Raw genomic sequence first — 18,450 nt, forward strand, 5'->3', positions numbered from 1 at the left:
GTTCCTTCTCGCTGCAGCCGCCCAGAACCTCCGGAAACTAGCCAAGCTGATCCCAGCGCCGCAGCCAAAACCGACCTAAGAGGCGGTCGGTTCGCGCTGCGAATTGCGGCCGTCTTGCTCGAAGACCGACTTCTTCAACGGAATCGGCCAGATGCAGACACACGCCAAAATGAGATCTATGATTGACATGATTTATAATTGCAATCTAGAGCATACTATGACGAAGACTTTGCTCTTCACCTTTGAACGTGCCGTAGCTGCATCAACGATGTTGTCTGTATTCTCTTGGGCCGCTTCGGCAATTGCTTGATGTTGGATGTGATCGAGGCCGCCGCGACGCCCGCAACGGCACGCCAATGGTGTCCTTCCGGCTATCGGAGGGCAGCAGAAGGGTTTCGCAAATTTCAGTTCGGTCAATGTCGGAAAGAAGATCGACATCCGGGTTAGAAGCCAAGCCGTAATGCAGACCGTAATTAGGGAGCCACAGGCGGCGTGGGGCAGATAATCGCTATAGGCCCGGACGAAGCTCACGCGCTTGCGAACCGGCTCGTCAACAACACCTCTCTCGAGGTGGAGACGTCCCCCTAACACGCCGCTCGCTCGACCGGACAAACGGGCACTGTGTCTGGCGCGGAATGTCCTAGCCATACAGCGCTGCTGATCATATCCGCTGCGGGTCAAAGCCAAAAAGCTCCAGACGAGCAATGACCCCCGCTGTGCGCATCGGAACGAATATTTAGCACCACCTTGAATTATCTAGGAGACCCATCCCGGTCGCGTCCACGGCCTTGCTGGCGATGCTGGCGGGATGCACTTGAAGTCGCTGACGCTGCCCGGCGCGGGTAGCCGTGCGCAGCGGCTTGCTCGGATCACACGGCTCCGGCCAGAAAGTCCATACCAGCCTTGGACAAACTATCGACGTGTGGTGCGATGGGTTAGTTTAGCGGCTAGTGGACAGCAATGAGGTACAGCAAAGCCGTCGTCAACAGTACAGCAAAGACCGTGTCGGCATTCGGAGGCATCTTTTAGTCTCCTCCGCTAGAGCCTCAGTGCGGCTTCTGCGGATGCTGGCTTTGCGGCCTTGCAGTCTGGCATCTTGTTTTGCCCCCGATCACTTTCATCTTCCCGCCGAAAGCAGACGTGCCGCTGCTCCTGCTACACGAGCCAGGTGAAATGGCAATGGTTACCGCGCGGATCTGAACTCGGGGCCGTCCAGCTGGCCCGCGGGATTCACCCGTGACCGATCCGCTCGAAGCGCTGGCAGGCTGCGCCGCGACGCTGACAATAGAGAATGCAAACACGGTGCTGCTGTAGATAGGATAGTATTCATCATGTGCATCGGCATTGTTCGGGCCGCCATTCAGATTTCGTCGGGGCGGCAGCACAGTGCTTCCTAGCGAGAGCAAATTCCCTCAGTGCGTGTTCGTCTTCTGCCAGTTTTCAAGGTCGATGCCGGCCTCGTTGCGCTGCTCTTTCTCCGGATTGCCCTTCCAAGGCTTCTCCGTCTGCTTATGCGTCGTCTGATCGGACTGTCTCCGGGGATCGTCTTTTGGTGTTTCTTGGCTCATGTTCTCTCCTCTGTACACAGCACAAGCTTTGAGCCCCACAGGCGTTCCTCAGGCCGGAACTAATCGCACCGCGTCTACTTGAATCCCGGTTCTGTGGCGTGGAGTTGTTATGCGTCAGTCTCGCTGGACACCCTCGGTCGTGCCGGTCAACCCGCCGACAGTCTATCTCGTCGCCGATGATTTCGGGCGCGCGGGCAGCGCCTGGCGTGAGACGGACCTGAAGACCGCCGACCTCGAGACGGTCATTCAGGATCTGATCGGCGGCGAGTATTGCAGGCCCATCAAGGTCGTTGCCTTCAATACGGAAGAGCGCTGGTCCGAAGACGTTTCCGAAGATGTTGCCCGCGAGATCCAGCATCGCTGCGATCTTCTACTCAGCGACGTGCCTTCTCACCTTCAAGAATTCGTCGATCGCCACGCGCCGCAGGACACGCGACAGTTCAGCATGCGACTCGTCTAGCCATGGCATTCCAGCGAAAAAAGCCGGAGGCGTTCGGCGTCAAGGCGCCCTTTCGGCAGGCGATGGGACCGGCAAGCCCGATGGCCCGCCTATCGCGGTTGGAGCCCATCCCCAGCAAGGAACGACTTCGGGTGTGTCCAGCGCCGCGTTCATCCCATCACTGATTTAAAAATCCGCCCCATTGTGAGGAACAGTCGTTTGCTGGTGCGTTGTGCATGTGCGCGATCTGGAGCGCTCGGCATAAACTGGGTTCGGCACTCGGCTATGGCATACACCCTGACAATTTTTCTTGAGGACGGCGGCTCTCTGCCGCATAAGTTGGAAGAAGCCACAAGCGACCATGCTGCAATTGCCGAAGCGCTGAAGATTGTCGAGGGAAGACTGGGCGACGGGGGCAATGACCCTTTCGTTGTACGGGAGGATGGCAAGGTCTTTTATAAGTCGGGCACGATGCCCGACGGGACTGAGCTGGAGTGGCGGGACCCGCCAACGCCGCGACAGGGCTAAGCAATTCCGCCCGCACCCCACCTCTTCGCCAGAAGGTCATAGTCATGTCGAATAGACGGTGGGTGATCTTCTTGCTGGTTTCCGTATTGATTGTTTGCTCGATCGTCGCGGGCGCTCGGTACTATCTAAGCAGGTGCCATGGCATGGACGCGTGCGCCGCCGCCGAGGCCGAAAGCCTCGAGCGAGTTAAGCCAACCGAGCCACAATAGTTCTTCGGCGGCAAGCGGAAGAGCCCGTCCTGCCGAGATCAGTACCAGTCGCGGTTATTTTGGAAGCATGCCTGCTTCTTGCGGTCCCAAACGAAATCACCGCCGCCGCAGGGTGGACGGGGGCGAGAGGTCGCTGGGCATTCGTTGCGAACCTTGGCTCCTGTGTCCCAGCCGTCAACCACGCATGCGCCACCGCTTGTCATGTGACAACCCTCGCCACAACCACCCGCCACTTGCGTGCCACCAATAAACGCGAGAGCCGCGGTCGCCACGAGCATTCCTTGTAGAATTCTCAGCACCATCAAACTCCTCGTAAGCAAATGACCTCGATCGCGAAGGACGAGATCATAGCTCCTGCCGTGCCCCTTTGCTCCCAGTATTTACGGCCGACGATCTTGCACTCCCGCTCCGGTCCGCGGAAGATGAGCCAACCGACAAGGGGCGCGAGCTTTACATTGTTTGCGCGTCGCGACGTCGATAGAGTGGATGGCTCCTAGTTACATGGCAGCGCAGGCGGCCCCGGAAGACCCGGTCTTTCCTGCGCATTGAGTGCTGCTGCCCCGGCGCAGCTCTGCCGGCGGACGTCGTTCTGCTGGTTCGTGATCGCCTTGTCAGCAGCACTAGTGCAAAATCAACTGGACCGTTGGGCTGCCGCGTATCGCGCCGGTGCCTTCGGCACCTAAAATCCGAAGCTCAGACGCGGGCGTGATAGCTAGGCTCTCCTGTGAAGAGGGGCCTCCCCCTTTTCGGATCCAGCCAATGCGTTCGGCCTCCACAATCAAATCGGGCCGCCAAGGGCAGTAGGCGCACTCGGCACTAAAGGACGTCCTCAACAAGCCCGCGCTCCTTGGCTTCCTGCGCTTCCAAGTACCAGTTCGACGGAGCCTTATGGAGAAGCTCTTCAAGCGTAACATCTGAGCCGACAATGAGATTCTGAAACCCTTCATTCTGGATGGCGATTGAGCATTCGATTTCGTTGAGCGTTGCTTTCACGGTTGCGATGCATGTCGTCAAGGGGCCGTCGAGAGTCAACTGTTTCGAAAGCTTCCGCTCATGAACCATGAGTCGCGTGCCGCGGGCGAGGTAGCGGTTCTTGCGCGCGAAAAAACTCATGAACGTGGTGCCCGCCGAGTAGATAGCTGCTTTCCCCAGAAAGATAAATCGACGCTCGGGCTCCATCTCGCTCGCGAACCTTATATCCTCGCCCATCATGCGGGCGACTTCAGGGTCCCCGCCGAGCGTCGAGAGTTCGGTGACGACCATCTCGGCATCAGAGGCCTGGTCGAACTGGGTCCTAAACTTCGTGTACATTTCATAGTCGACGACACCTGATAAAGCGATGGCAGGTGACTTGAAGGCTATTGCTTTAAGGCGTTCCAGTTTCATTGCTCGGACCTTTCAGTTCACTGTCGCTATGCAGAGAACATGCCGTCGCTCCCGCAATGGCTTTCGCCACCGGCTTTAACCTGCGTCGGCTCGACGCTCTTACTCACATAGGAACGGGCTCACGAGCCGTGGCTTGAATCATCAGGCCGGATTTGTAGCGTACTGGTGCATATCGGCCTGCACGGTTCCTGCCTCCGGATCCTCCTCAGCAGTTGCCCCGGAGGCAGGGGCGTGCTTTTGAGCGTGTTTCCAGCTCTGGGACCAAGCCGGATGAGCTTTTGGATGAGCCTAAACGGCAGCTTGAAGCCGAAGTCATCAAGCGCGAATTAAAATTGCCGGATACGCTTTAAGGCTCGCTCCAGCTAAGCCAGTGAACACACGAAGCGCGGTCCAAGTAACGAACGCGAGGGGCACGGAGAGGGCCGGGTGCCCTCTCCTCTTAGCTGTCTCTTACGCAGTTTGCTCGATCGCAGCCGGCATTTTTGCGATGGACATCAAAGAGCGTGCGACCTGATTGAGCAACTGGTCTGCGTTTTCTTCTTCGGCCAGCGATTTCGAGAGGAGGTTGACGATCTGACTGTGCCGCAGCTGTTGCGCTAAACCGCGCGCCGTCGCATAGCCGGCAATCTCGTAATGTTCGACGCGTTGGGCGGCTCCGATTAAGGCGAGATCAGCAGCCGCATCCTCCTTGTCCTCACCCTCAGCGATAACTTCCTGGCCTTCTTCAACAAGGCCGGCCATCCCTTTACAGGGCTTGGCGCGGGCGGGCTTGCCAAGTAATTCGAAGCACTCGTTGATACGTTCGACCTGCGTTTCGGTCTCGCTGAGATGAAGTTCAAATAGCTCGCGCAACTGATCGAACCGCGCGGCTTCGGCCATCTTCGGCAGAGCTTTAGTGAGCTGCTTTTCAGCATGTAGAATATCGCGCAGCTGATCGATCAAGAGGTCGCTGAGGCCGGCCTCATCGACAGGCGACGAGCTCTCAGCGACGATTGCTGTCGACCCAGTTTCGCCACCGGCTTGAATGGCCGGAGATTCCGTGAAGACCCAGTCGCTGCCCTCGTTCCAGGGACCGCGCGTGTCGATTTCGCCGTGATCTCCGCTGCCGGTCGAGTCGTTGAAAAACTGGTTGACGAGGCCTGGTGTGGGCGCAATGCGGCCAATGCTGAAGGCGGGCTTGTTCATGCTCTCCAAGGCGGCCGAGAACGCCTTCATATGTGTAATCTCGCGGGTCATCAGGAACTGAAGCGCATCCTTGGTCCCGGCATCGTCGCAGAAATTGATGAGGCGTTCATAGACGATCTTGGCCCGCGCCTCGGCGGCGATATTGCTACGCAGATCGACATCAAGTTCACCGGTGATCTTGAGGTAATCGGCCGTCCAGGCGTTGCCTTGGGAATTGAACAGATTGACCCCGCCGCCGCCCGCTATAGCGATCAACGGATCAGCCTCGGCTGCCTCACGGTCGAACTTGGCCGGCTTGAGATGCATGCGGGCAAGCGTACCAACCACCTCGAGGTGACTGAGCTCCTCGGTGCCGATATCCATCAGAAGATCCTTGCGGTCGGGATCCTCGCAGTTGATCCCCTGAATGGAATATTGCATGGCTGCAGCCAGCTCGCCATTGGCGCCGCCGAATTGTTCGAGCAGCATGTTGCCGAACCGCACGTCAGGCTCATCGACGCGGACGGTGAACATCAGCTTTTTGACATGGTGATACATAGTAGGCCTCGACAGTGTGAGAGATACCTCTCGAACCGGCGGTTAGATGCGTTGTTCCTAATAAGGTGGGGCGACGCGTCCGGTCTAATACTTCGTTTTGCGAAGGCAGCGCCGAGAGGCGTAACTCGAAGGGGCGACTCTTTAACATTTGCGAAGAAACTGGACGCTCGGCTAAGAATTCGCTTGCTCATAGTGCCGTTTCTTAGCATTTGGCGATATTTGCACATCATCCGTAGGGGACAGCTAGATGACCAATTTGGCAACTGCTCTCGTTACGAAACTGAAGATCTCGAACGATTTGAGCGACGACGATCTCCGAGCGATTGAGGCGCTGCCGATCCGACGGCGTGATCTCGAGTCACAGCAACGCATTGTCGCTGACGGAGACAGGCCCACCGACTGCTGCCTATTGTTCAGCGGCTTCGCCTACCGAGCCAAGACGATCGTCGATGGACGCCGCCAGCTATTGTCGCTCCACGTTCCCGGCGAAATCCCCGATATGCAGAGCTTGCACCTGCATGTGATGGATCACGACCTTGTAGCCATGTCCCCGTGCGTAATTGGCTTGATCTCACACGACGCTATCAAAGCCCTCGGTCGCGCAAGACCTGTTGTGGCGGACGCTTTTTGGCGCGAAACGCTCGTTGACGCCGCCATTTTTAGAGAATGGATCGCTAACCTGGGCGGACGACCAGCAAATTCTCGCTTGGCTCATTTACTGATGGAAATCTACCGCCGGTTGGAAGCGATCGGTCAGGCGAGGAATGATGAGTTCGTGTTCCCAATTACCCAGGCTGATCTCGGCGATTGTTTGGGCCTTTCAGCGGTCCATGTGAATCGTGTCCTGCAGGAACTACGCCGGGAGGGTTTAGTCGAAGTACAGCGCGGCCGATTCCGCATTTTGCAGCGCGAGAAACTGGAGTCTTTTGGCGGCTTCGAAGACGGCTATCTGCACTTGAAGTCTACAAGTTAGCGATCGTCGTCGCCCGTATATCAATTCGGATTATGATCYCACCGTCGCGCCTTACTTCGAGCGTCCAGCATCCGCCGGGCTGGAGAGCGCTCTCGATGTCTCGGACGGTCAGAACCGCCTCGCGCCAAGCGGCCGTATCGTCCGGCAGATCGGTCCCTTCGTCATCTTCGAAGGGATGACCGTTTGCAATACTGAAGAAGTAGCGAGACATGATAAGCGAACGTGGTCGATCATCCCTCGTTCCTCGGCTTGCCAACGTCAGTGCTCAAGGAACTCGCGACTGGCTGCTCGGAATGGTGTGGGGAAAGATCTGGTCGGAGCGTGAGGCCCGATCGCAAGAATGATGAATTGTGGGCTTTGGGCTCGATAAGCATACGGGACACCGCTTTGGCCTTTCGCGGCCGGAGACGCGGGTAGTGTACAAAAGTGCACAGAGCCAAATCGCGGTTGGCGCTTTGTTTGGCGGAAAAGCAATGCAAGCTGTCTTTAACCGCTTTCCTTTACAATCGATTGGGAAATGGGGGACCGGTGATGGGAAAGTGCCAGGCGTGTTCAGAGGCATCCGAGCTGCCGTTTACGTTCAAGATGGCATTCCAACCGATCGTCGATGTGTCGCAGCACTCTATCTGGGGATATGAGGCGCTAGTGCGCGGCGCAAAAGGCGAAGGTGCACACAGCATCCTGAGCCAGCTCACGGAAAGCCAACTCTACCGCTTCGATCAGGCAGCGCGCGTGATGGCAATCGAAACGGCGGGAAAGTTGTTTGATGACCCCTCCGCACGGCTATCGATCAATTTTATGCCGAACGCAGTATATGAACCGAAGGCGTGCATTCAGAAGTCTCTTGCAGCAGCGCGACGAGCGGACTTCCCTGCGCGCAATTTGATGTTCGAATTCACCGAGAACGAACGTATGAATGATCCTGCGCATGTGGAGAACATTGTCGTCACCTACAAGAAACTCGGATTTTTGACCGCGCTCGATGATTTTGGAGCAGGGTATGCCGGCTTAAGTTTGCTCGCCCGTCTGCAGCCCGACTTGATCAAGATCGATATGGAGCTTCTCAGAAACATCCATGTCAGCCAAGCAAAGCAGGTGATTATAGCAGGCTTGGCGTCAATGGCACGCGATCTCAACATCATCGTGCTTGCGGAGGGCGTCGAAAGCGAAGCTGAATTGACGGTCCTTCGTGCTGCCGGCATCAAGCTATTTCAAGGCTATTATTTTGCCAAACCAGCGTTGATGTCATTGCCGCCCATCGACAACATGCCGAAGGCAGATAGTATGGTCGCGTAGGCACAGTGACATTTCGAATGTCGGGTACACAAATCGTTCCCGATTGCGTTATCGTCATAGTGCTTCCACATGTCCAATCAAGACAGCGCTGAAGCCGAGACTTCCGTTCCTGTTGTAAAGCGTTGCGGTGTTTCAGACCCAGCAAGCGTCGCTAGTCTAAGACATGCCACGGCTCTGCGCCAGCCGACGCAATGGGCCAACAGCGTAAGTTTCATTACGCTTCGTTGTCGTGGTTTCTCGGTGTGCCATCTGCGTAGAAGCACGCTTCTTGATTGTAGCCGCCTCATCAAGGACCGAGCAGGTGCCGCAGCGCTCTATCTCGGGAAAAGAGAAGGTGGGGAGTTGGGGTACATGGGCAATGTCGGGACCGACTGGTATCCCGCACGTGAGGCAAGATGCGTATGGCTCTCGACACTTGGTTAGCGGCGGAATTCGAATTCGCGACATCACGGGCGAAGGATTGATGCGCGCGAGCGCATCAAAAAGGTTTTCTAAGTCTTAACGATTGTTATATCGGCTTGCCGCTGAAAACCTTACTCTAAAACCATCGCATAGATCTTGGCACCCATCGGTGATGAGAACGCTAGTCGCGCTCCCGCCCTACTCAAGCGAGGAGGTACGCTATTGCTCAAACRACGTCGTATTAAGTTAGAAAAGTCGTTCGAAGAAAGTCTCGGCGAGGAGGCACTGCGGCTTCGCAGGCAGGCCGAGTCCTTGCCCCTAGGATTGGAGCGGGACCTCGTTCTTCGAAAGGCGCGTCAATGCGAGACCGGTTCTCACATGACCGACTGGCTGCGATCTGGCGGACTTCAGCCACCAGACTAGGAGTAAGCGATGACGAAAAAGCGCAGGCGCTTTAAGCAAACCGACTCCCTGGAAGCCAGACTTCAGCATTTTGCTCAAGACATGCGTCGTCAGGCTGAAAAGCTGCCCGACGACAAGGAGCGGAAGGCATTGCTGGAAAGAGCATCGAACGCGGATCAAGCAATCGACTTGGAGCGGCAGCTCCGTCATTAAGGTCCTCTCAGGGTGAGGAGCGGTCTGGCTCCTCTCTGACACAAACTAAGCCCTCGCTAGTCGGGGGCTTTTCTTTGGAACGTCGTACTCATCGAGGGCTTGGGACCTCATGACCGATGTGAAATGCTCAATATGCCAAGGTCTTGGTTGGGTCTGTGAAAATCACCCCGACAAAGCTTGGACCGAACATGATGGTGGATGCCCAGTGTGGAGCTGGGATGCCTTGTGAATGCAACAGGGCAAACGGTGAAGATACACCTGATGTGGAGGGCATCATCGAAGAGATCGAAGCGGCTCCTAAACGATTGCAGTGAGAGAGGCACACATGAAACATAAGATCGATGAAACCATCGCCACGCGAGCTTACGAGCTGTGGGAGAAGGCCGGTAAGGCGGAAGGACGGGACGAGGAGTTCTAGCGGCTCACCGAACAGGAGCTCATTAACGAGGACAAAAGCTCTCCCCGGCGCACGCCAGATACGCTTTAGACGAAGCGATAAACCGCCAGACTAACGATGATGTCGAAAGATGCGGGCCGTTATTTGTCCTTGCGTACGCTAATTAATTTCTTGCGCTATTCCGCGCGTAAGGCTGATGCCTTAACTAGGCACATCAGAACAGATTAGGACATTTGCAGGAACCAGCACGGCTTCAGTCCCACGAGGTAGGAACCTATCCAGAGACCCCGGCGCCATCACGCCCTCGGCCCGGCGCTGGGGTCTCGCGTGACTCATCGCTGAGGCTTTTAGGTTACTGCCTGTCCTTTCAAAGCTCGATAGGACTAGCGCTCGACACTCACGGGCCGATTGCAAAGGCCATCGGAGCATCAAATCACCTCGTCGATAAGGAGGTTCTTAAGCTCAAATCGTACAATTGTCGCCGACGTCTATCTCAAGCTTTCGAAGTTGCGTTGCCAACCAACCGCATGTCGGCATCGCGGACCGTCATCTCGCAGCGACTTTGTCAGCATTCCTTCGCGAGTCTAAGCGCTCGGGCCAGTCTATAGCCAAGGACGTGAGTTGGGTGGCAATCCGCGAAGATCGACCGGCCAGCGGCGCGATCGAGAGCGTCCAGCTGTCCGGGCATACCCGCGCTGATCGTTTGCTTCTACGATACTCTTGGAGGACCCGAACGAAATCTCGGTTCGGTGCAGGTTTTTGTCTTAGCTGTATTCATTCTCCGGCAATGAACCGGGCGGCGGCTTCAGTTCTTCAATCCCCGCCTCGATGATTGACAGTTCGTCCCGAACCGCTTCCGCCGCCTTGGCCGGATTGATGCCCGTGACGGCCTCGAGCTCAGCGAGTACGCGCCGGCGATGTGAGAGAAGATCTGACAGGGCGCGCCGGCTCTTCGCTTTCACGTAACCGGCGACGATTAACTCCATTGCTTTCGACATGCCAACTCCGAGCCCGCGCGGTTTTCCATCCCCAACGCAAAAAGGCCGCAGCGGGGGGCCGCTGCGGCCTCATTCTCAAAAAAATCCGGGTGAAAAACGATCTAAGTGAAATATGTTGCCAGCCCCGGTGAGCGGTAACCTACCGCAGCATTCACGCCGCGCAATGTCATCTATGTCACAGTCAAAAACGTATTTAACGCGGAACCGGTGAGGGAAGGCCGTCGAGGGCTGGCTGCCGGCGGGCCTTCAACCCCCAGCACCTAGCCGCGTACGTGCCCCACGGCCCTTCCCAAGTGGCTGACTAAATCCTGCTAATGAGAGGCTAAGATCTTTCGTTTGGGCGCGAGCCAATGCTTAGGTTCGTTGCTGCGGCGATCGTGCGGACCGACGTGGCACCGGCCGCAGCAGTGCCCCTAGGTCGCTTTTTGGTTGCTTGGCACAAGGTGCATGGACCCATGATTTGGGTCGTGGCACGATCTTGGCGTTTTGAGCGCCGCAATTCGTCTTGTTGGGCGGCCACTTTTGGACTGAGTCAGGCCGCCTCAGTTGTCGGCCTTCTCCTGATTGTCTCGAACTGCCTGCCTCAGCGTTTCGATGTTCAGCTTGGTGGCGCCCATGCGTGAGCGAGACTTGGCCCGGGTAATTTGCGGACAGTTCTTCAAACAGCTTCACGGCCCGACGCTGGCCCCGGCGTGACCGCTGTGAATGAGTGCAGTCAGACTTGATACGGCTTCCCGAACCCGCGTCGACGCGCGGGCGATCTTGTCGCAGATGATTTCAGCCAACTCGCCCATTTGAAAGCCCGTCTCGGCCTCTCGCGCCCCCCTGCGAAGGCCGCGTCCCGTACAGGGCCATGGGAAGCAATTCGGCCTCTTCGCACAGCAGTCGCGCGTGCTCGGCCATTCGCTCAGAGAACTGGGTCTGCTTGATCTGCGGCGATGGGGCTTCATCGGCTCACCTCCCCCGTGACGGCGGCGCCCCTAAACGAGGAACGCCGGATCCTCGGCTGCCCCCTCGATTTAAAAACTAATGTCCGCTTTGGAACTTAGAGACTCTGAGACGGGCGGCTCGTGCTGATGATGATGTTAATCATGGCGTGCATCGGCACTGGAGCGATCGGCTGATCATCGCCGCCATGGAGTGGCGAGTGCGTGGTTAGGCGCGCGCCTAGCGAACCTAGCACCTGGGATAGAGATTGAGGCGGCTCAGCGTCGGTCCGCCTCCGTGGTCACGGCCATCCCCCGGCGGAGCAATTCTCTGACCGCCTCCGCTTTGCTCGAGAGCCGTTGCGCGAACCAAAAGTCGTCGATCGCCCGCACCTCTTCTTGCGTCATATGGACTTGCAGACGGACTGTGCGAACACGTTCTCCCACGAGCACGAAACGCAGAACCAGACTTAAAGTTTCCGTTAGTCTATCGAACGGCAACAATCTGGGCACGATCCGATGCCCCCAGGTGGTCGCGTGTGTGTGCGCGCCTTAGTGCCGCCAGCCGTCCTTGTCGAACTCGATCCGACCTGTGGTCGCGCGCGCTTGGCTGGCCTCCTAGACAGCTGTCTAAGATATTTAAAGCCATCAAATGGCTATCGAGGTCCGGATCAAAGCGTTTTTATCATGGAAGTGAATTAGCGTTCAAGCTGCTCCTAAATAAAGGCCACCCGGTTGCGCTGCGATTGCTCGTTCTTGTGCAGATTACCGCTGCGCGATATACGAACCGTCTTGGAAAACCTGCAGCGCCCGCAAACGAAGGTGAGCTCCCGATAAGGGAAGCCGAAGCCTACAGGTACGTTCGCCGCCATAGGCCACGCGCTGCATTCGGAACAAGAAATCAGATATTCTTCCGGCGAATCTCTCATTTGCATCCTCAATTTGCCAGTTCGAAATACAAAAAGGCGGCTATTCGTCCGGGGCGAACTCGACCATCCCATTTCGAGTTACTTGGCGTATAACCGAAGTACACAGGCAGCCGGAGGGTGCGACAGTCAATGCATACGACGGTCACGGCGTGCTATCGTGCGCCATATCCCGGCCACGGCGGACAACACAGCTCGCAGGGCCATAATCACCAGAGTGATCTGCAGCCAGATCATCCCCCCGATTTCCCGGAGGATGAATTCGATGCGTGGCCCCCACGCTGATGGAATTGTATCCCCGATCGACTCGATAAAGTGCTGAAGCAAGCGCTGCGCGCCTGTGAGGAGTTCAGGCTTCTGATAGAAGGACCCCACCAATAGGGCCCAGCCAAGAATGACCGTGAAGAAGCGGAATGACTGGACCCGGGTGTGGTAACGCCAGCCTGGGCGGTCGTCAGTGGAGTGGACCATTGCCTAAAAGTCCAGGTTGCGGATGGTAAGCAGAAGCAACGGTCCGGGCCTTCGGGTGCCCGATTCGTTAGCCTGGGCGCGGTAGTCAATCAGACGTTTGTGCGGTGCCCATTGTCTTGCGCCGCACCCGGAGGGCGCCGCGTCTGCTTTCGCACCAAGCTTGCGTTCGCCCCAGCTCCTTTGCAATTAGTAGCCAGGTGGCCCCAGACGCCCGCATATCCCAAAGCTTAGCCTCGTCATGAGCCGACCAGGGTTTAAGCCGGTAGGCGAAGGCTCGCCTGTCGTAAACGGCATCACATCCTCATTCGCTCGACGTATCAGCTTCTCGATAGTTGGCGACGGGCCCCGTACAATGGAGGTTCAGCAACGAGGCTGATCATACGGCTCGAAGCCGCTGAGCCTGGCCAGAAATTGAAAACGTCCTTCTTCCTTGAATGCGGATTTGATAGCAGTTGTTCCTAAAACATCGCCAGCGGGCTCCGCTTCATCGCGGGGCCAGCGCGGGTTCAATGATATTAGATAGCGGCGGCTTGCGCCTTACTCTGACGGTTTCGCGCGAGCTGCTGCGAGATGCTTTGCGCCACGCGCTGTTGTTCGCCCCTCGCGCCACGACTTCTCCGTCCAACTCAAGAACAAGCCTGCACGCCATGAGCCGCCGGATGCTGCGGACCGAAATTGATGGTGAAGTTTAGTATGTCAGGAGACCGTTCTTGCATTTGTATTCCGGGGCGGCAACGTCTCACGCACGCTCGATAACAATTACGGCTTCTGCGGGTCATCGCGACGCTGCGCAGCCGCAGTATTGCGATCAAGCTGAGCCCGCTCGCTACGGCGTAAGCGGCCCGTCTTCATCACGCCATAGAGAATCGCGCCCCCGAGCACAAATGCGCCGATAAACCACCCCCATAAAAGCGTGGCCGAGGTATCACCCAGCAACATGCCGACACCGCTATTGCCCATTGGATTCTCCTAAGGATTGAAACCGACCAATCGCGTCGGATTGACGATGTTCCTATCCGCATTTGGCAGTACAAACCCCTTCAACTTAGGTGACCAATTCTGGCGCCCGCCCGGGGTATGCTCCTAAACAATCGGCTGTCATGTGTCCGACCAACTTTCCTCGCGTAGAACGCGCAGATATCGTTGCCGACTCCACTGGAGGGGTAACGGGAGGGTCATCGACGGACCCGGCGGATGTCTTAAGCAATTTTGTGATAGGTTGGCTGCCCGTGAAATTAACCCTTGGAGTTTGACCCGATATCGCCTGTCGGTCCTCAACGCGAGCTCGGCTACAGCGCGGCGCGACCGGCAGCAATAAGTCCATCCCAGGTTTGGGACCGACCGCTGGCACAGATGATAATCCTTTCGGCGGCGACCATAATACCCGTGACCCGGACCATAGGCATGACGTGGCGTGTAATATCCAGGGTCGTAGCCCAAGGGCCGTGAGCGCAATAGGTCATGCCGGGTCCGTTGGTGACACCCGCAGGACAATCAGCGCTCTGTAGAGTTGCTCTGCCCAAGGCACCCGCCGCGACCCGAACGGCTGCCCGGCAACTATGTCCAGCAGCGCACCTAGAGCCTTTAGGAACGCTTCTTCTACCGTCAGGTTGGTTCGGTACTCTCACTGGACTGAGGCATTCATGCGTTTCATCCCGACCATCGCTCACGGGATCGCGGACTACATCGTCGGCCTCATCGCGCTCGGGGCCGCGGTCATCGGCTATAGCCTTCTCACTGACTATGAGCTCGGCTTGATAAGGGTGCTCAGGCTCCATCTTCATCTTCTTTTGGATGGCCTGTTCGGCGCCGCTATGTTGGTGGTTCCGACGCTTCTGCACGTTCCTTTGCGAGACAGCGCGCTCGTTTATGTAATTGGCGCCCTGTCCATCTTCCTCTCTTTCACCACAAAGATCCGGGCGCAGGGCACTGCGTCAGAAGCAGCAGTGTAGGAGAATTTATGAAAGCACTCTGTTGGCACGGCAAAGGGGACATTCGCTGCGACAACGTTCCCGACTCGAAGATTGAAGACGGGCGAGACGCCATTATCAAGATGACAGCGTGCGCGATCTGCGGGTCGGACCTCCATCTGATGGACGGTTACATTCCTTTCATGGAAAAAGGCGACGTGCTCGGCCACGAATTTATGGGTGAGGTCGTGGAGGTCGGAGCCGACAACAAGAAGCTGAAAGTCGGCGACCGTGTCGTCGTCCCGTTCACCATTTGCTGCGGCGAATGCGAGCAATGCCGCAAGGGCAATTGGTCGGTTTGCGAGCGCACAAACCGTACGGCGGACAATGCGACCAAGGCTTTTGGCTACCCGACTGCGGGCCTGTTCGGCTATTCGCATCTCACTGGAGCGTACGCGGGCGGCCAGGCGGAATACGTCCGCGTACCCTATGCGGACGTCTCCCCGATCGTGATCCCGAACGGGATGAGCGACGAGCAAGCGCTCTTCCTCGGCGACATCTTTCCGACCGGTTGGATGGCCGCCGATAATTGCGAGATCGAGCCAGCCGACATCGTTGCGATCTGGGGCTGCGGACCTGTGGGGCAATTCTGTATCAAGAGCGCTTTGATGCTCGGCGCCGCACGCGTCATCGCAATCGACAACGTTCCGGAGCGTCTGGCGCTGGCTAGGCTGTCGGGAGCCGAGGCCCTGGACTACGACGGCGTGGACGAGACCATCCTAGATAAGCTGAAGGAGATGACCGGTGGTCACGGTCCCGACAAGTGCATCGACGCCGTCGGCGCGGAATCGCACGCTACCGCCTCGTTCGACGCCGTCCTCGACAAGGCGAAGGCCGCGGTGCTGCTTGGCACCGACCGCCCCCACGTGCTGCGGGCGGCCATCATGGCGTGCCGGCCGGGCGGCATCGTCTCGGTGCCAGGCGTCTACGGCGGCTTTCTCGATAAGATTCCCTTCGGTGCGGCCATGAACAAAGGGCTGACTATCCGTACCGGGCAGACCCACGTGAACCGGTACGCGCTCGATCTGCTGCGCCGGATCGAGGAGGGCCAGATCGATCCGAGCTACATCATCACCCATCGCGCCAAGCTTCAGGATGGGCCGGGCCTTTACGAAACCTTCCGGGACAAGAAGGACGGTTGCATCAAGGTAGTCCTCACTCCTTGAACCGTCGGTCCCAAAAATAGGAGAGGTCAATGCCCGACAAACCGATCAATGGCCGCGAACCGAATTTCTCTGAAGAGGATCTGCAGCGCGAGAAATTAGGACCTCGCGGAGTCCCTGGCAAAGAAAGCCCGACGAAGATGACCCCGCAGCGGAAGAAAAAGACGCCGAAAGACGTCGATCCGGGCCACACCGCGTAGTGGTCGCAGCGCAGATAAATGAATGGATGTGGTCCATACTTGGGACGCGCCTAGTCGTCGGGCGCGTCCCCTAGCCACAATGCACTGCGCGCGGAGCTCACTGGAAGAAATCTAACCCTCGAAAGAAGGCAGGTCAGAATCGAAAAGCCTATCCACAAGAAAGGGGCCGGCCCTTTCCCAATCTGGGCGACAATATCCGGGCCGGTCGCGAGAAAACCGCCAATACGAAACCATCGCAAAGAAGGCAATGGGAAAGGCGAGGACACGTTGCACGAACAACTGGGCATCACAAGCAAGCATAGAAGTCATGGCCCGCAGGTAACGCCGCACGGAGTTGTCTTCAATCTCTGGGCGCCCTCGGCCAACTCGGTTGAATTGCTTGAAGAAGGATTGAAGCCCCAGCCAATGCCAAAAAGCGCGGATGGTTGGCATCAGTTTTTCAGTGCGCTTGCACAGGTCGGCAGCCGTTACCAATTCCGCGTCAACGGCGACCTTGTAGTCCCTGATCCCGCGTCGTGCTTTCAACCCGATGATGTGGCTGCGCCCAGCGAAGTGATCGACACGAATGCCTTGCGCGATACCATTCTGTATCCGGGCCGCCCATGGGCCGAGGCCGTGATCTATGAGCTTCATGTCGGCACCTTCTCGGAAGAAGGCACCTACGGTGGCGTCGAGAGGAAGCTCGACTACCTGCGCGATCTCGGGATTACCGCCATTGAACTCATGCCGCTCAATGACGTGCCCGGGCGGCATAACTGGGGTTATGACGGCGTGCTGCTAAACGCGCCAAACGCGCGCTACGGAAGGCCGGAGGAGCTGAAGCGCTTGCTTCGCGCAGCACATAAACGGGATATGATGGTTTATCTCGATGTCGTCTACAATCATTTCGGGCCGCAACTGAATTTTTTGCATAGTTACGCGGAAAGTTTTTTCACCGACCGTCATACGACGGGCTGGGGTCCGGCCGTCAATCTCCAAGGCAAAGACGGCGCGTTCGTTCGGCAATTTCTGATCGAGAATGCCATGCTATGGCTTCGGGACTATGGCTTCGATGGCTTACGTTTCGATGCCGTTCATGCGTTGCAAGATGATTCTACCAAGCACTTTCTCGTTGAACTGGCAGAGACCGTTCGTAGTCAGTTGATTGGCCGGCAAGTCCACCTGATGCTCGAAAATGAAGCCAATCAGGCTCATCTGCTCGAGCGAAGAAGTGGCCGGGCAAAACTCTACGATGCGCAGTGGGGCGATGACTTCCACAATGCCCTGCATGTCCTGTTGACCGGCGAAGACGAGGGCTATTACCGAGCATTTGCCGATAAGCCGCTTGTGCATCTTGCCCGGGCGCTTACGGAAGGCTTCGCCTACCAGGGGGAGGTGTTTCCGCTACACGATAAGCCGCGCGGCGAGCCTAGTGCGCATCTCCCGCCGGAAGCCACCATCTTCTTCGCCCAGAACCACGACCAGGTCGGTAATCGTGCGTTGGGTGAGCGCCTGACCCAGCTTGTCAGCCCGGAGCAGCTTAAACAGGCCATGGTCCTGCTGCTTCTCAGCCCGCATATTCCGATGCTGTTCATGGGCGAGGAAGCGGCAGCCGAGACGCCCTTTCTCTTTTTTGCCGATTGGCAAGGGGAGGCCGCTGATCTCACACGCGAAGGACGGCGAAAGGAATTCGCGCATTTCAAATCGTTTTCGACATCGGAGATGCGTGCTCGGATTCCGGATCCCTGCGACGAAGCGACGTTCAAAGCCTCCAAACTGAACTGGGGGACCCTTGAAAGCGCACCACTCAGTCAGGAACTCCACGCCCTCACCAAAGAGGTGCTGGCGATCCGCCAAGAGACAATCGTGCCGCGTATCAAGGAGGGCTTCACGAAGGCGAAAGTCGAGCTTTTGGAATCGCATGATGGGCAGTCTGGGGGCCTGAATGTTCATTGGGAAACAGCGAAGGGTGAGGTGTTGCAAATCGTTGCCAACTTCTCACGCCAAGCTATCCTGCGACCGTCGCTGATCGAAGGCGAGACGCTTTGGGGCACGGAGACGGCGAGCGGCCACCTCTATCTGCATCCGGCCGACATTATTGTTCGCCTGCAACCTACCCTTTGAGATGCCGCCAGATGTTGATTCACCTGGAGCTTCTCACTGCCTCGCCACTGCAAGGTCCTGTTTAGCGGCAGACCCATTTCCCCACGGCACTTGGAGGGGCCCCTTGAATGATTGCGTCGATCCATCAAACGAGAACCCGTTCTTGTCTTCAGCGGGGG

Annotated in this window: 18 protein-coding genes; 10 read left to right on the top strand and 8 right to left on the bottom strand. The window is 57.4% G+C overall.

Features of this window, described 5'->3' with window-relative positions:
* Positions 1 to 1,412 precede the first annotated feature (1,412 nt).
* Positions 1,413 to 1,568 carry a hypothetical protein gene (locus AB4Z51_RS24195; RefSeq protein WP_441498133.1) on the bottom strand — a complete coding sequence of 52 codons (156 nt, stop codon included), beginning with the start codon at positions 1,566 to 1,568 and terminating at the stop codon, positions 1,413 to 1,415.
* Positions 1,569 to 1,707: 139 nt separating this feature from the next.
* On the opposite strand from AB4Z51_RS24195, the gene AB4Z51_RS24200 reads away from it, so the two are divergent.
* A complete protein-coding gene (locus AB4Z51_RS24200; protein ID WP_441498134.1) occupies positions 1,708 to 2,028 on the top strand; it encodes a hypothetical protein in 321 nt (106 codons plus the stop codon).
* Positions 2,029 to 2,292: 264 nt separating this feature from the next.
* Entirely contained in the window at positions 2,293 to 2,535 is a 243-nt protein-coding gene (locus AB4Z51_RS24205) for a hypothetical protein (RefSeq protein ID WP_441498135.1), read from the top strand.
* 247 nt (positions 2,536 to 2,782) lie between these two features.
* Here the strand turns inward: AB4Z51_RS24205 and AB4Z51_RS24210 are convergent, their stop codons facing one another.
* The 3 genes from AB4Z51_RS24210 to AB4Z51_RS24220 form a co-directional block, all read right to left on the bottom strand.
* The gene (locus tag AB4Z51_RS24210) at positions 2,783 to 3,022 is read right to left on the bottom strand and encodes a hypothetical protein (RefSeq protein WP_441498181.1); all 240 of its coding nucleotides are present in this window, start codon (positions 3,020 to 3,022) and stop codon (positions 2,783 to 2,785) included.
* A 538-nt stretch (positions 3,023 to 3,560) separates the two neighbouring features.
* The gene (locus AB4Z51_RS24215; protein WP_028160915.1) at positions 3,561 to 4,130 is read right to left on the bottom strand and encodes a peptidase S14; all 570 of its coding nucleotides are present in this window, start codon (positions 4,128 to 4,130) and stop codon (positions 3,561 to 3,563) included.
* A gap of 450 nt (positions 4,131 to 4,580) precedes the next feature.
* Positions 4,581 to 5,852, bottom strand: coding sequence for a DUF892 family protein (locus AB4Z51_RS24220; protein WP_441498136.1), 1,272 nt, complete (start codon positions 5,850 to 5,852; stop codon positions 4,581 to 4,583).
* Positions 5,853 to 6,099: 247 nt separating this feature from the next.
* Here AB4Z51_RS24220 and AB4Z51_RS24225 point away from each other — a divergent pair, with 247 nt between their 5' ends.
* Positions 6,100 to 6,825 carry a Crp/Fnr family transcriptional regulator gene (locus AB4Z51_RS24225; protein WP_441498137.1) on the top strand — a complete coding sequence of 242 codons (726 nt, stop codon included), beginning with the start codon at positions 6,100 to 6,102 and terminating at the stop codon, positions 6,823 to 6,825.
* On the opposite strand, the gene AB4Z51_RS24230 is transcribed toward AB4Z51_RS24225, so the two are convergent.
* On the bottom strand, positions 6,815 to 7,036 hold the full coding sequence (locus AB4Z51_RS24230) for a DUF6894 family protein (protein ID WP_441498138.1): 222 nt from the start codon (positions 7,034 to 7,036) through the stop codon (positions 6,815 to 6,817). The two genes, AB4Z51_RS24225 and AB4Z51_RS24230, sit on opposite strands and share 11 nt — an antisense overlap.
* Positions 7,037 to 7,356: 320 nt before the next feature.
* On the opposite strand from AB4Z51_RS24230, the gene AB4Z51_RS24235 reads away from it, so the two are divergent.
* The 3 genes from AB4Z51_RS24235 to AB4Z51_RS24245 all read left to right on the top strand — a co-directional run bounded on the left by AB4Z51_RS24235 (position 7,357) and on the right by AB4Z51_RS24245 (position 9,556).
* Positions 7,357 to 8,121, top strand: a complete 765-nt coding sequence (locus AB4Z51_RS24235) for an EAL domain-containing protein (RefSeq protein ID WP_441498182.1) — start codon at positions 7,357 to 7,359, stop codon at positions 8,119 to 8,121.
* A gap of 834 nt (positions 8,122 to 8,955) precedes the next feature.
* A complete protein-coding gene (locus AB4Z51_RS24240) occupies positions 8,956 to 9,138 on the top strand; it encodes a hypothetical protein (protein WP_441498139.1) in 183 nt (60 codons plus the stop codon).
* Positions 9,139 to 9,463: 325 nt separating this feature from the next.
* Positions 9,464 to 9,556: a DUF2934 domain-containing protein gene (locus AB4Z51_RS24245; RefSeq protein WP_441498140.1), complete on the top strand. Its 93-nt coding sequence runs from the start codon at positions 9,464 to 9,466 to the stop codon at positions 9,554 to 9,556.
* A 743-nt stretch (positions 9,557 to 10,299) separates the two neighbouring features.
* On the opposite strand, the gene AB4Z51_RS24250 is transcribed toward AB4Z51_RS24245, so the two are convergent.
* The 3 genes from AB4Z51_RS24250 to AB4Z51_RS24260 form a co-directional block, all read right to left on the bottom strand.
* Positions 10,300 to 10,533: a hypothetical protein gene (locus AB4Z51_RS24250; protein ID WP_441498141.1), complete on the bottom strand. Its 234-nt coding sequence runs from the start codon at positions 10,531 to 10,533 to the stop codon at positions 10,300 to 10,302.
* Between the two features lie 1,981 nt (positions 10,534 to 12,514).
* The gene (locus AB4Z51_RS24255) at positions 12,515 to 12,856 is read right to left on the bottom strand and encodes a hypothetical protein (protein WP_441498142.1); all 342 of its coding nucleotides are present in this window, start codon (positions 12,854 to 12,856) and stop codon (positions 12,515 to 12,517) included.
* A gap of 759 nt (positions 12,857 to 13,615) precedes the next feature.
* On the bottom strand, positions 13,616 to 13,816 hold the full coding sequence (locus AB4Z51_RS24260) for a hypothetical protein (RefSeq protein ID WP_441498143.1): 201 nt from the start codon (positions 13,814 to 13,816) through the stop codon (positions 13,616 to 13,618).
* A 683-nt stretch (positions 13,817 to 14,499) separates the two neighbouring features.
* Between AB4Z51_RS24260 and AB4Z51_RS24265 the strand changes: the two genes are divergently transcribed.
* The 4 genes from AB4Z51_RS24265 to treZ all read left to right on the top strand — a co-directional run bounded on the left by AB4Z51_RS24265 (position 14,500) and on the right by treZ (position 18,292).
* Entirely contained in the window at positions 14,500 to 14,808 is a 309-nt protein-coding gene (locus tag AB4Z51_RS24265) for an SPW repeat domain-containing protein (RefSeq protein WP_441498144.1), read from the top strand.
* Between the two features lie 8 nt (positions 14,809 to 14,816).
* Positions 14,817 to 15,992: a zinc-dependent alcohol dehydrogenase gene (locus AB4Z51_RS24270; protein ID WP_441498145.1), complete on the top strand. Its 1,176-nt coding sequence runs from the start codon at positions 14,817 to 14,819 to the stop codon at positions 15,990 to 15,992.
* 29 nt (positions 15,993 to 16,021) lie between these two features.
* A complete protein-coding gene (locus tag AB4Z51_RS24275) occupies positions 16,022 to 16,189 on the top strand; it encodes a hypothetical protein (protein WP_196236622.1) in 168 nt (55 codons plus the stop codon).
* Between the two features lie 267 nt (positions 16,190 to 16,456).
* Positions 16,457 to 18,292, top strand: coding sequence for a malto-oligosyltrehalose trehalohydrolase (gene treZ, locus AB4Z51_RS24280; protein ID WP_441498146.1), 1,836 nt, complete (start codon positions 16,457 to 16,459; stop codon positions 18,290 to 18,292).
* The last annotated feature ends 158 nt before the right edge of the window (positions 18,293 to 18,450 follow it).

The sequence above is a fragment of the Bradyrhizobium sp. 2TAF36 genome (assembly GCF_052114925.1).
Classification (GTDB): Bacteria; Pseudomonadota; Alphaproteobacteria; order Rhizobiales; family Xanthobacteraceae; genus Bradyrhizobium; species Bradyrhizobium barranii.